Annotated in this window: 9 protein-coding genes and 3 pseudogenes; 5 read left to right on the top strand and 7 right to left on the bottom strand. The window is 68.5% G+C overall.

The features are described from left to right. Positions 1 to 416: 416 nt before the first annotated feature. Entirely contained in the window at positions 417 to 1,592 is a 1,176-nt protein-coding gene (locus ABT115_RS18585) for a winged helix-turn-helix domain-containing protein (protein WP_351790673.1), read from the top strand. Between the two features lie 58 nt (positions 1,593 to 1,650). Here ABT115_RS18585 and ABT115_RS18580 read toward each other — a convergent pair whose 3' ends face one another. The 7 genes and pseudogenes from ABT115_RS18580 to ABT115_RS18550 form a co-directional block, all read right to left on the bottom strand. Continuing rightward, complete coding sequence (locus ABT115_RS18580) at positions 1,651 to 2,400, bottom strand: response regulator (RefSeq protein WP_351790670.1); 750 nt, start codon at positions 2,398 to 2,400, stop codon at positions 1,651 to 1,653. Between the two features lie 185 nt (positions 2,401 to 2,585). Continuing rightward, positions 2,586 to 3,275, bottom strand: coding sequence for a ribosome hibernation-promoting factor, HPF/YfiA family (gene hpf, locus ABT115_RS18575; RefSeq protein WP_351790667.1), 690 nt, complete (start codon positions 3,273 to 3,275; stop codon positions 2,586 to 2,588). A 322-nt stretch (positions 3,276 to 3,597) separates the two neighbouring features. After that, entirely contained in the window at positions 3,598 to 4,326 is a 729-nt protein-coding gene (locus ABT115_RS18570) for a ComF family protein (protein ID WP_351790664.1), read from the bottom strand. 269 nt (positions 4,327 to 4,595) lie between these two features. After that, a complete protein-coding gene (locus ABT115_RS18565) occupies positions 4,596 to 6,458 on the bottom strand; it encodes an LpqB family beta-propeller domain-containing protein (protein ID WP_351790661.1) in 1,863 nt (620 codons plus the stop codon). Further along, positions 6,448 to 8,472 carry an MtrAB system histidine kinase MtrB gene (gene mtrB / locus ABT115_RS18560; RefSeq protein WP_351790658.1) on the bottom strand — a complete coding sequence of 675 codons (2,025 nt, stop codon included), beginning with the start codon at positions 8,470 to 8,472 and terminating at the stop codon, positions 6,448 to 6,450. The genes ABT115_RS18565 and mtrB overlap by 11 nt, the downstream gene beginning before the upstream one ends. A gap of 1 nt (position 8,473) precedes the next feature. Further along, positions 8,474 to 9,163, bottom strand: a complete 690-nt coding sequence (mtrA, locus tag ABT115_RS18555; protein WP_351790655.1) for a two-component system response regulator MtrA — start codon at positions 9,161 to 9,163, stop codon at positions 8,474 to 8,476. Between the two features lie 19 nt (positions 9,164 to 9,182). Then, a pseudogene (locus ABT115_RS18550) lies at positions 9,183 to 9,868 on the bottom strand (hypothetical protein). Positions 9,869 to 10,097: 229 nt separating this feature from the next. On the opposite strand from ABT115_RS18550, the gene ABT115_RS18545 reads away from it, so the two are divergent. The 4 genes and pseudogenes from ABT115_RS18545 to ABT115_RS18530 all read left to right on the top strand — a co-directional run. Next, positions 10,098 to 11,324 (top strand): DUF7847 domain-containing protein, encoded by a 1,227-nt coding sequence (locus ABT115_RS18545; protein WP_351790652.1) that lies wholly within the window; start codon positions 10,098 to 10,100, stop codon positions 11,322 to 11,324. A 69-nt stretch (positions 11,325 to 11,393) separates the two neighbouring features. After that, positions 11,394 to 11,864 (top strand): annotated as a pseudogene (locus ABT115_RS18540) (DUF4129 domain-containing protein); the annotation flags it as partial. 28 nt (positions 11,865 to 11,892) lie between these two features. Beyond that, the gene (locus tag ABT115_RS18535) at positions 11,893 to 12,114 is read left to right on the top strand and encodes a hypothetical protein (RefSeq protein ID WP_351790649.1); all 222 of its coding nucleotides are present in this window, start codon (positions 11,893 to 11,895) and stop codon (positions 12,112 to 12,114) included. A gap of 179 nt (positions 12,115 to 12,293) precedes the next feature. Beyond that, positions 12,294 to 12,839 (top strand): annotated as a pseudogene (locus ABT115_RS18530) (AAA family ATPase); the annotation flags it as partial. Positions 12,840 to 13,081 lie beyond the last annotated feature (242 nt).

Below are 13,081 nucleotides of genomic sequence, written 5' to 3'. Positions count from 1 at the left end.
CTCTGGCGCGGGCACGGCAGGTGGGCCCCACCGCAACGGCCATCGTAAGCGAGGACCGCGCCGCGCCGGGAGGGCTGCCGCCGCGTCGGCTCCCTCGTTCCGTCCGAGTCAACGGCCGGGGGGCTCCGAAGGTGCCGGGAAGTCCGAAAAGTGTTCGCTTCACGGCCGGCGTCTCACCGGAATCCGCACATGGAGCCGGTCACCCTCACCACCGAGCGCTGCCGCGCCTTTCACGATCGGTGACGCGGACAAGGTCCCGTCGCTTGTCAGGCCCCGGACATCCAGGGCGTTCGCTGCCGGCCCGTCCGATCTTGGCCTGCCAGGCCCCTATCCGGCCACCACCTGACTCATCGGCCTCTTTGCCGTCGGGGAAACTCCACGACCGGATGTCAGCGCCTCCCTCTAGGGTGCGAGGCATGACGTCTGTGCCGCCTCCCGCCGCCGAACTCTCCGCCGACCAGGCGCGCAGGATCGCCCTGCGCGCCCAGGGCTTCCTGGGCGCTCCGGACCGCCGGGCCGGGGTTCCAGGTGTGCTGCGGCATCTCGGTGCCGTACAGCTCGACACGATCTCGGTGCTCGCGCGTTCGCACGAACTGATTCCGTACGCGCGCCTCGGCGCGGTCGGCCGCCGCACGGTCGAGAAGGCGTACTGGTCGGGTGGCCGCACCTTCGAGTACTGGTCGCACGCGGCCTGCCTCGTGCCGGTCGAGGAGTGGCCACACTTCGCGTTCCGCCGCCGCGCCTACCGCTCGCGACCCCACTGGCACCACGACCTGCCGGACGGCGCCTACAAGACGGTGATCAAGCGGCTGCGCACCGAGGGCCCGCTGACGGCGACGGAGCTGGGCGGCGCGAAGAACGGCGGGGAGTGGTGGGACTGGTCGGAGTCGAAGGTCGCCGTCGAGCGCGCCCTGATGTACGGCGAGGTGGTGTGCACCGAGCGGCGCGGCTGGAAGCGGGTGTACGACCTCGCCGAGCGCGCCCTGCCCGATGCCGTGCGGCACGACGATCTGGACGATGCGGAGTGTCTGCGACGGCTGGTCGCGCTCGCGGGGCAGTCCCTGGGTGTCGGCACCCGCGCGGACATCGCGGACTACCACCGGCTCAAGGGTGAGCAGTTCGACACGGTGGTGGCGGACTCCGGTCTGGTGCCGGTGACAGTGCAGGGCTGGGCGAAGCCGGCCTGGGCGGACCCGGCGGCGCTGGCTTCGGAGCCGCGCGGCCGGCACCGTACGACCCTGTTGTCACCGTTCGACTCGCTGGTCTGGGAGCGGGCACGCACCGAGCGGATCTTCGGTTTCACCCATCGCCTGGAGGCCTACGTCCCCAAGCCCAAGCGAATTCACGGTTACTTCGCGATGCCGCTGCTGACGGGCGGCAGGCTGCAGGGCCGCGTCGATCCGGCGCGCGAGGGCAGCACGCTGGTCGCCCGCCAGGTGTCCCTGGAGGGGCGGAAGGCCGTGGCGCCGATGGCCGAGGCGCTGCTGGAGGCCGCATCCTGGGTCGGTTGTACGGACGTCCGGCTGGAGCGGGTCGACGCGCCGGAGCTGCGCGGGCCGCTGGCTCAGGAAATCGCCCGCGCTCTGGCGTGAGCGCGCATTCCCGTCCCTTTACCCGGCGTCGTCCTGCCCGGTCCCGTCATGGGACCGGTCATCTGATCTCCAGGATCTTCTCCCGCATGGCATAGACCACGGCTTCCATCCTGGAGTGCAGCTGCAACTTCTCCAGAATGTTGCGGACGTGGTTCTTCACGGTGTTCTCGGAAATGAACAGTTCCTTCGCGATATCGCGATTATTCATGCCCGTGGCAACTAGTTTCAGGACTTCGAGTTCCCGGTCGGTGAGCCGCGGCGCCGGCACCAGCCTGCGCTTGTCGGTCCGCTGGATCATCGACTTGAACTCGGTGAGCAGTTTCGACGCCATGGAGGGGCTGATCTGGGACTGCCCGTCGGCTACCGCGCGAATCGCGGTGGCCACCTCGTCCGTGGAGATCTCCTTGAGGAGGTAGCCAGTGGCGCCCGCCTTGATCGCGTCGTAGAGGTCGGCCTCCTCGTCACTGATCGTCAGCATGATGATCTTCGCGCTGGGGGCCACCTCCTTGATCGACGTGCAGGCCTCGATGCCGCCACGCTTGGGCATCCGTACATCCATCAGCACGATGTCGGGCAGCAGATCGGCCGCCTTGTCGACCGCCTCTGCACCGTCACCCGCCTCGCCGACGACCTGGATGTCCTCCTCCTGGGCGAGGACGATCTCCAGACCTCTGCGGAAGAGCGCGTGGTCGTCCACCACGAGGACCCGGATCGGCTCCTTGCAGGAACCGCTGTCCGCGTTCGCCCCGCTATCGGCAGCGCCGCAGGCATCATTCGCATCGCGCACGGGCCCGAAGGTGTCCGCCATTGTTCCTCCCCCTGAAGGCCATGGCCTGAAGTTCACAAACTGTCCGCCAACGGCATTTCACAGAGCACCGGTTGGCTTGAGACGACATGATTTCATGCCTGGACGTCACGGCGGTGGCCCTGTGGTCGCACACGGGTGCCCCTGGGGGCGCACAGGCGCTCCAGGGGCACCGCAGAAGGGTGGCGTCAGCCGCCGAGCGCACCGCCCGCGCCGCCCGATTCGTCGGCGGCCAGCGGATCGGTCCTCAGGTGAATGACACCGTAGTCATAGGCGTGCCGTCGGTAGACGACACTGGGTTCCTTCGTTTCGGAGTCGACGAACAGATAGAAGTCGTGCCCGACCAGCTCCATCTCGTAGAGCGCCTGATCGAGCGACATCGGTGCGGCGACGTGCGTCTTCTCGCGCATCACCAGCGGACCCTCGCCCTGTACCTCCAGCGAGCCGAACCTGGTGGTGGGTACGGACTGAGCCGCCTCGTTGCCGACCAGTTCTCCCTCGCCGTTGAACGACGCCGCGCCCGGCACGGTCTCGGCGACCTCGGCAGCGGGAATCCGGCCGTTGCCACGACGGCTGTAGCGCTTGTCGTGCTGCTTCCGCAGCCGCGCCTCCAGCTTGCCGGTGGCCAGGTCCAGCGCTGCGTACGGGTCGCCTGCGGCCGCTTCCGCCCGGATGACCGGCCCACGCGAACGGAGCGTGATCTCCACCCGGTCGGAACGTTCGGCCTGACGGGGGTTCGGCTCCTTGGACACCTCGACGTCGAGGCTGATCACCTTGCCGTCGAACTTCTGGATCTTGTCCAGCTTCAGCTTCTCGGCCACGTGCTTGCGGAACCGCTCGGGCACCTCGGTCTTGCGGCCCTTCACGACGATGTCCACGCAGAACTCCGTTCCCGGATCGCTCCGCTCATGGGCGGAGCATCTCCCTTTTGCACCAGGCCCCGGTGGTAACCGGAGCCGCGGACTCGGTGACTTCCACCTCCTCCTCCCCCATCGGCAGGGTCTCCACCCCACCGAATTCTCTGCTTCTGGACTACCGGTGAGTTGCCTGCCCGAAACCTGGCGGTGCATTCATCAAGGTCCGGTATTCACCATCCCTCACAACCGAACATAGCCTGCCTGGCCGAATGTCGGCACCCGCTACTTGCACGTACCTCCGTTCAGGTCTTCTCACCCACTCACTACCTGCAACGATGCAAGTTCACTGACCGTTCCGGTTTCTTTCGGAGGCCGACGGAGAAACTGCGACAACGGCCGCCTGCCCGCTGCCGGGCAGGGCACCCGTGCGTCCGTCCGCTGCCGCGATCGCCCTGGCTGCCTCGGCCAGCGAGGCGCCGGTCGTCAAAAGGTCGTCGACCAGCACCACCCGTCCGGCTGCAAGCAGCCGTTCACCCCCGGCCACAACCTCCAGCGCCCCGGCAAGATTCGCCTGCCTCTGCCGGGCTCCCAGCCCCGCCTGATCGGCCACCGGACGCCGCTGCCGAAGCACCGCGACCACCCGGGTAGCCGTACCTCCGCGCCGTAGCTCCCCCGCGGCGGCCAGCGCGATCCGGCGCATCGGATCATGTCCCCGCGCCGCCACGGCCCGCCGCGTCGACGGCACGGGGACGAGCAGAAGCGGGCCGATGGCACCCACCTGCCCCGTCCCAGCCCGTACGGCCCCCGCCAGCGCCTTGCCGAGTGCCCCGGCCAGCCCCAGAGCACCCCGCTCCTTATGGGCCAGCAGCACCGCACGTACCGCGTTCTCGTACGCAGCGGCCGCGTGCACCACCGGAAGGCCCGCCGGCTCCGGCACGGGCCTGACCCGGCGCGGCACCCCGCCGTACAGCTCCGCACGGCATTCCTCGCACAGCTCGGTACGCGGCACGCCGCAGCCACCACAGGACACCGGCAGGACCAGTCCGGAGATCTCCCGCCACCATCCCCGCATGACTCCACTGTGCCCTCCCCGCAGAGACCGGGCCACCCCTGTGGAAAACGTGGAAACGGCTTTGCGGGGTCTCAGAGGCTGTCGGGCGGCCTCCGATCGGAAAGCGGACGCGGTCTGGTGCGTGCGATTCCAAGGCGCCGGGATGTCCTCGGATAGGGTCTCCCCTGCTCCTTGAGAGCTTAGGGAAGGCGCTACGAGGACATCCTGGCAACGCGGGAAGCGTGCGTGCCAGGGCGTGGCCGCCCGATCAGAGGCCACCCGACAGCCTCTCAGCCCGGGTAGACCAGCGACGAGCCTTCCTTGACCACCGTCTGCCAGTTGTCACCCGGCGACAGCTTCACTATCCCGTCGCTCGACGTGGCGGCCATCAGCGGCAATTGCTCGTCGTCCGCCGCCGCGACCGACGACACCTGGTTCACACCGGGCAGAACACCCGATGCCGTCGAGCCGTCCGCCTGCACATAGCGCACCTGCTGCACGCCGTCCTGCTCCTTGCCGACCACCACGAGACGGCTCCGGCCCGCCCAAGACATCGCGGTCACATCCGTCAGCTGCGGTGCGGCCTGTCGCAACTCGACCACCGAGACCTTCTGCTCAGTCTCCGGCCCGCGCCGCTCGATCCGGCCGATCTGCAAAGTGTTGTGACCGTCCTGGTTCACCAGAAGGGCGATCCGCACGCCGTCCGCGGACATCCGCAGCGCCTCGATCCGCCCGCCGTCCAGGCTCGGCACGCTGACCTCTTGCGGCTTGCCGGTACCACCGGTCAGCCTCAGCAGTCTGGGGTTGCCGGGATCCCGGTCAGCCACCCAGAGATCGCCCCGGCCGTCCCAGCTCGGCGCCGACAGACGATCGTTCGGGTTCTGGGCCTTGCTGGTCACCGCGGCTGCCGGAAGCTCACCGTCCGAGAAGAGGGACGCCACATAGAGGGACGCCTTGTCGCGCGAGACCGCCGCTGCCGACTGCTCGTCCCTGGCCACACCTACCGCGCCCATCCGCACCGGTCCGTCGCCGAGCGGACCGGCCACCACCTCCGGGGTGCCACTGCCCTTGGTGCTGCCGGGAATTCGCTCCACATGCCCATTGGCGTCGACGAAGTACTGGCTGTCCGGCCCGCTCGACGAACCATCAGGTGCGAACTCCTCCGCCTGGTCCGCCCGGAGGACGCACAGCTGCGAACCGTCGGAGTCCTGCAGTTCGACCTGCTCAACCCGTGCGGACGTCAGGTCCCGCACGGTGTAGAGGACCTGTGAGGCCATCATGCGGCAGGAGCGCTGTCCGACACCGTCCGCCTTCTTGTTGAGCGGGACCTTCAGTACGTTGCGGTCGTCGGGCGTCAGCGTGGTGACACCCTTTTTCAGCGCCGTACCTGCGGGGAAGCTGGAGTCGACCACCGGCCGCAGCCAACTGGTCGGCCCTGCCAGGAGGCTGCGGACCGCCTGTGTCACGGTGTCCATCCCCGTGACAGGGTCCGTCCGGCTGCGGAGATAGACGGGGTCGGCAACCAGGATCGGCGGCTCCGACGTCGGCCCCGCGGCGAAGTAGTACTTATCCACGGAGCGGTAGAGGCGCTTGAAGTCCGACTGCCCGAGCAGAAGGCCGTCCGGCACTCTGTCGATGCGCCACTCCTTGCCCTGCGGCCCGTTCTCCTTCACCAGATGAAGGGGCTGGTTGTAGTCCGTGGGCGCGAGCGGCTGATAGGCGCTCTGGGCGTCGACCGTTGCCACCTTCTCACCAGTCAGGGTGTAAGTGATCTCCGTCATGCCGGAGTCGCTGTCACGGAACGGGCGCTCGCTCCGGTTCGGCGCCTTGGTGAGCACCGTCGTGAACGCGCTCGGCTTCCAGGTACTGGCTGCCTTCCTCGTCAGGTACTTGCGGGTCGTCCTGAAGTCCGAGTCATCACTCGTCATGGACTCCAGGAAGCCGTCGACGATCTCGTTGGGGGTGGCGTTGTCACGCGGCGCCACGGCATACACCTGCACCTGGGAGTCGCCGGGCTGCGAAGCGTCAACAGCCTTGACATCCCCGGTGACGGGCATCGAGCCGCAGGCGGACAGCAGCACGACTCCGCATCCGACCAGCGCGAACAGCCCCAACACGCCTCCACGGCCGTCCTTACGACGGTCAGCGCCCACGATTCGTGTCCCCCCGTTCCGGGTCCTGCACTGCAGAGTCGAAATCGCCACCCGGCCGGTCCTCGGCGGCGCGCGCGACCACCCGTGCGCCGCTCCCCGGCAGGGCCGCCGGATGCACCGAGGCCGGCGCTGTCCCGGAGACCACTGGGGTACGCGAGGGTATGGGCAGCGCGGACCGGTCGTTGCCACCGGGCTGGGTCGGCACTGCCGTCAGCCAGTGCTCGCTCCCGGTCGTGGAAGCGGCCGCGGCTCGCTCCCGGTTCTCCCGGTTGCGCCGGGAGTCTTCGGGTTCCAGCGGTATTGGCGAACCGCGCAGCGGTTCGTCCGCCGTGCGCGGCAGAGTCAGCCGGAACTGCGAACCGCCGCCCGGCTCGCCCCATGCCTGTAGCCAGCCGCCGTGCAGCCGGGCGTCCTCCACGGCGATGGACAGTCCGAGTCCGGTGCCGCCGGTCGTCCGTGCGCGGGCCGGGTCGGCCCGCCAGAAACGGTTGAACACCCGCGTCGCCTCACCGGGCTTGAGCCCCACGCCGTAGTCGCGGACGGCCACGGCGACCGCACCTCCGGCCACCGCCATCCGCACCACGACATCCCTGCCCTCGCCGTGCTCGACGGCGTTGACCACAAGGTTGCGCAGGACGCGCTCGACCCGCCGCGCGTCGGCCTCCGCGATCACCGGCTGCTCGTCGCCGACCACCCGGATCCTGGTGCCCTTGCGCTCGGCCAGCGGCTCGGCCCCGCCGATCACCCGTCGTACGACCTGCCGCAGATCTATCGGCTCGGCCTCCAGCGCAGCGGCGCCCGCGTCGAACCGGCTGATTTCCAGCAGATCGGAGAGCAGCGACTCGAACCGGTCGAGCTGATCCCCGAGGAGCTCCGCGGAGCGCGCCGTCACGGGATCGAAGTCGCTGCGGGCCTCGTGGATGACATCGGCGGCCATCCGTACGGTCGTCAGGGGCGTGCGCAGCTCGTGGGAGACGTCGGAGACGAAACGCCGCTGCATCCGGGACAGTTCCTCCAGCTGCTGGATCTTCAGCTGCAGGTTCTGCGCCATCTTGTTGAAGGCCTCACCGAGCCGTGCGATGTCGTCCTCGCCGGTGACCTTCATCCGTTCCTGGAGCCTGCCTGCGGAGAGCCGCTCGGCGATGCCCGCCGCCATCCGTACGGGCGTGACGACTTGCCGCACCACGAACCAGGCGATGGCCCCGAGCAGCACGACCAGGAACAGCCCCGCAGTCGCCAGCGTGCCCTTGATCAGCGTCAATGACTTCTCCTCCTGCGTCAGCGGGAAGAGGTAGTAGAGCTGGTACGGATTGTGGTCGATGTCGTAGAGCCGCTTGCCCACGACGAGTCCGGGCTGCGGCTCCTGTCCGTTCGCGTACTGGATCAGGGAATATGCCTGAAACGCTCCCGGTCCCTCGTTCACGGAGTCCCGCAAATTCTGCGGAATGCTCGCCGCCTCCACACTGCCCGAGCCTCGCGGCGCACGGGTGCCCTCATCGGCGCTGAGCACCATCACGTTGAAGGCGTTCTTGCCTCCACTGGCGAGCTGATCAACGAGCTCGGTCCGCCAGGAGTTGTTGGCCGAGGTGCCGTCCGCCGCATCGCTGCCCTGCCCACCGGGGGTGAGCGGGGCGTTCGCCTTCTCCTGGGCCGCCGCGAAACCGCCGAGGGCCTGGGTCTGGGCAGCCTTGCCCTTCGCCTCGAGCAGGCCGTTGCGCACCTGCCCGATCACGACCAGACCGAGGAGAAGCACCACACCGAGCGACATGAGCAGCGTGCCCGCGACGACCCGCAGCTGAAGATTGCGTCGCCAAAGCCGCACGGCAGGTAGCAGCGGACGCCGTACCCAACGCATCAGCAGTCGCGGTACAGGGCCGCCGGGCACCCGGTCGTGGAACAACAGGCCACCCGGCAGCAGGCGTCCGACCTGGGACGCCTTGTGTCCTGGAGCAGCAGCCCGCTCCGCACGGGCTCCCGGCTCCCCGGGCTGCGGAGCAGCGCTACTCAGGGGCATATCAGCTCGGCCCAGCCTTGTAACCGACGCCTCGGACGGTCACCACGATCTCGGGCCGCTCCGGGTCCTTCTCGACCTTGGAGCGCAGGCGCTGGACATGCACATTCACCAGCCGGGTGTCGGCGGCGTGGCGGTATCCCCAGACCTGCTCCAGCAGTACCTCACGGGTGAAGACCTGCCACGGCTTACGGGCGAGGGCGACCAGCAGGTCGAACTCCAACGGGGTGAGGGCGATCGACTGTCCCTCCCGCTTCACCGAGTGACCGGCCACATCGATGACCAGATCTCCGATGGCCAGCTGCTCCGGCGCCGGTTCCTCGGACCTCCGCAGACGTGCCCTGATCCGGGCAACCAACTCCTTAGGTTTGAACGGCTTGACGATGTAGTCGTCGGCCCCGGACTCCAGGCCCACCACCACGTCAACCGTGTCGCTCTTGGCAGTGAGCATGACGATCGGCACACCCGACTCGGCCCTGATCAGCCTGCAGACCTCGATGCCATCCCTACCGGGCAGCATCAGATCCAGCAGGACCAAGTCCGGCTTGGCCTCACGAAATGCGGCAAGTGCCTTGTCGCCGTCCGCTACGAACGCCGGCTCGAATCCTTCACCACGCAGCACAATCCCGAGCATCTCGGCCAGTGCGGTGTCGTCGTCGACGACAAGGACGCGTCCCTTCATGATTGACATCATCCCATTAGCTAATCGTTACCTACGATGATCTGGCACACAGCTCTGCCAGTCCGACCCCCCGTGACCGGGGAAACTGCGCCCTCCTCCGTGACGATCGCCGTGACCAGCTCCGGCGGTGTGATGTCGAACGCGGGGTTGTACGCCGGGGTTCGCACCGATGCCACGAGCAATCCGCTGGTGCCCCCGCCTGCCACCCCGATCTGCGGGGATATGAGCTCCGTCACTTCACCCCCCGGCCGCCGCTCCACACTGATCGATGCCCCGTCCGCGGTGTCCAGATCCACGGTCGTGGTCGGCGCCAGCACGATGAACGGTACGTGGTGGTACTTCGCGAGCACCAGCGGATAGCTCCCCACCTTGTTCGCCACCGATGCGTCCGCGGCAATACGGTCCGCCCCGATGAGCACGGCATCCCCCTCCCCGGTGTGCCCCAAGTGCCACCGCGAAGGCAGTGCCCTCACCACCCGAGACGAGCGCCCCCGTATTGCAGTGGGTCAGCAGTCAATCCAGTTCGTCCAGAAGGGCAAGCCCATACCGCGCCATACGCCCACTGGCCCCAGCATCCTCCCGGGGCACCTGTGATGCCCAGCAACCGCGCCCCGCACACCGCCAGCGTCCAGATCGCCTGCGCCAGCGCGGGGGCACATCCGAGCACACCGGCTCGGCCTCCTCGGCAGGCAGCCAAGGGTCGAAGAGCACCAGCACGGGCCCTTCCGGAAGCTCGTCACAGCGAAGGAAGTACGGGAAGCGCGGGAGGCTCGATGTCCACCGGCGTTGCGCGTCCTGATCACCATCTGCCCCGTCTGCCCGGTGAACCACACACATATGAAGGTGTGGAGGAGTTACAGCGCCAGGCCCGTACCGGAGCAACGCGTGGCACGATGGCTGCCAACCTGCCGTCCCGATGAGCGGACGGGACCGTGAAGGAGCGAGAATGAACGACACTCCGGGCTGGGCCTCGCCCGGATCTGCCCCCTCCGAAGGCCAGGGGGCGGGCACCCCCCGGCCTTCCGAGCCCGTCGACGGCAGCAGCCCGGCAGGGAATTGGTCTTCCACGCAGCCGCCCGCAGGGCAGTGGTCCCCACCGGGCGCTCCCGGCACAGGTCCCGGCGCACCGCCCCCCGCACCTGGTTGGGGCGGTGGGCCTCAGGGCCCTGGCTGGGGAAGCGGGCCGCACGGCTCCGGCTGGGCGCAGTCGCCCCCCGCGGCCAAGCCCGGTGTCATCCCGCTCCGGCCTCTCGGTGTCGGCGAGATCCTCGACGGCACGGTCTCCACGATGCGGGCCCACTGGCGCACGGTCCTCGGTATCACGCTCACCGTGTCGGTGGTCGCCCAGATCGCGATCACCCTCGTGCAACGCTATTTGCTGCCGGAACCCGCAGCGATCGACCCGAACGCCACTGGCTCGGATGCACTCCGGCAAGCAGCCGACTCGGCTCAGTCGACACTCGTCAGCAGTGTGCCGACCCTGCTCATCACCATGATCGCCACGCTGATCACGACATCCGTACTGACCGTGGTGATCAGCCGCTCGGTGCTGGGCCGCCCGGTGACGCTCTCCGATGCATGGGCCGAAGCCCGGCCCCGGCTTGCTCAGCTGCTGGGTCTGACTCTGCTGCTCACCCTGATCAGCGCCGCCATCATGACGGTGGGCGTGCTGCCGGGCATGCTGGTCGGCTCCGCCGCAGGCGCCGCGCTCGTCGCCATCGGACTCCTGGCCGCGCTCGTCGTCGTCATCTGGCTGATGGTCTGCTTCTGTCTCGCCTTGCCGGCGCTGATGCTGGAGCGGCAATCGATCACGGCCTCCATGCGCCGCTCCGCGAAGCTGGTCAGGGGCGCATGGTGGCGGACCTTCGGCGTCCTGGCGCTCACCTGGCTGTTGACTCTCATCGTGAGCATGATCATCGCCATCCCGTTCAGCGTCATCGCGATGGCTGTGGACGGCGGTATCGGCTCCTTCCTCACGGACGGCTCCATGGACTTCGGCTGGCCGTTCCTGATCGTCTCCGGCATCGGCCAGGTGATCACTGCCACGATCACCTACCCCCTCTCCGCTGGTGTGATGGCCCTGCTCTACATAGATCAGCGCATCCGCCGCGAGGCACTCGACCTCGAGCTCGCCCGGGCAGCGGGCCTGCCCGGATACGACACCAGGAGCTGATGCCGTGTCTGCGGCGGGGGGGGCACAACAGCAGCACGGCTACTCATCCACGCGAGCGGTGACATACCCGTGGACACTCCACGTGTCCCCGCCCGCGAGGCCGCGAAGCACGAGCTTTCCAAACCGATGTACCACGAGAACGATCCCAACTTCCTCCAGCGCGGCCTCGACCGCCTCTGGGGCTGGATCGGCGATCTCCTGAACGCGGCCTCCGGCGCCGCACCGGGCGGCCCACTCGGTCTTGTCGTGCTCGTGCTGGTCGTCATCGGACTCGTCGCCGCACTCTGGTGGAGGCTGGGCACCCCGCACCGCACCATGCGTCCCGCAGACGCCCTCTTCGACGACAACCCCCGCAGCGCGGCCGAACACCGTACGGCCGCCGAAGCCCACGCCACCGCCCACCGCTGGACCGAGGCGGTCCAGGAGCGCATGCGTGCCATCGTCCGTTCCCTGGAGGAGCGCGCTCTGCTCGACCCCCGCCCCGGGCGCACCGCCGACGAGGCCGCCGCCGAAGCGGGCCGTCCACTGCCCGCACACTCCTGAAAGCCGGGGCGCAGGGAGCAGCCGAATGACCGAGGTCACCCCCGCCCCCACCACCACCTCGGCGTCCCTCGCCCCGCACCAGATCTGGATCCGCACCCGCGGTCTGTTGCTCGCCCTCCTCGTACTCGTCGCTGCCGGAATCGCTCTGGCTACCGTACGGTCCTTCTCGCGGCGGGCACTCCCTCCCGTGGGCACGCTGGTCCCCGGTGTCCGCGCGGAGTCCCCCGGTAGCCACCCGCGCCCCTGAGTGCTCCCTGCCCGCCGCCCGCGACGCCGGCGATGTCGAAGCGGGAGGTTTCCACTACGCCTCGGACGGCCTCGACACCATCGCCTGCTTCCCGAGCCACGGCCTCCCCACCCTGCTCCTGGTCGAACAGGGCGCGGGTGGTGCCCCCTCTTGGTCCGGGCTCTCGCGGCCTCACCCGAACCGCGCGTGTCCAATTCACCCCCGGCCTGATGCCGAGCGACGTCACCGGCTCACTGGTCTACGACGCCCGCACGGCAGAGTTCTCCTTCCAGCCCGGCCCTGTCATCACCAACCTGCTTCTCGCCGACGAGATCAACCGAACCCCTCCCAAAACGCAGTCCTCCCTCCTGGAAGCGATGGAAGAGCGCCAGGTCACAATGGACGGAACCCCTCGGCTGCTGCCCGAGCCCTTCCTCGTAGCCGCCACGCAGAATCCTGTCGAATACGAGGTCACGTACCCGCTCCCCGAGGCCCAGCTAGACCGGTTTCCCCTCAAACTGACCGTGCCGTTGCCGTCCCGCGACGCGGAGATCAACGTCCTCACCCGTCATTCCGCCAGCTTCAATCCACGCGACCTCAAGTCAGCGGGGATCCGCCCCGTGGCCGGCCCAGCCGATCTGGAAGCCGCCCGCAAGGCAGTCGCCCAGACCAAGGTCTCCCCCGAGATCGCCGGCTACATCGTCGATATCTGTCGTGCCACGCGTGAATCCCTGGGCATCGCCCTCCGTTGCGGGCTCACCCGACCAGTACGCCTCATACACGGTTCGTGTTCCTCGGTACCCAGGTCTCGCCTCGGGCTTCCTCCAGAGCCCACCTCACGATGATGCCCTTGCCTCCGGCTCAGGGTTAGCAATCGCCCATGCTGGGCGCACAACGCAGGAAAGCCCCGTGCCACAAGGGCACGGGGCTTTCCCGTAAAAGGAGTCCGGCGGCGTCCTACTCTCCCACAGGGTCCCCCCTGCAGTAC

Origin of the sequence: Streptomyces sp. NPDC001832 (genome assembly GCF_040297265.1) — a bacterium.
Lineage (GTDB): Bacteria > Actinomycetota > Actinomycetes > Streptomycetales > Streptomycetaceae > Streptomyces.
Note: the sequence above shows the minus strand (reverse complement) of the source record. Positions and strands in the feature narration are given on the sequence as shown.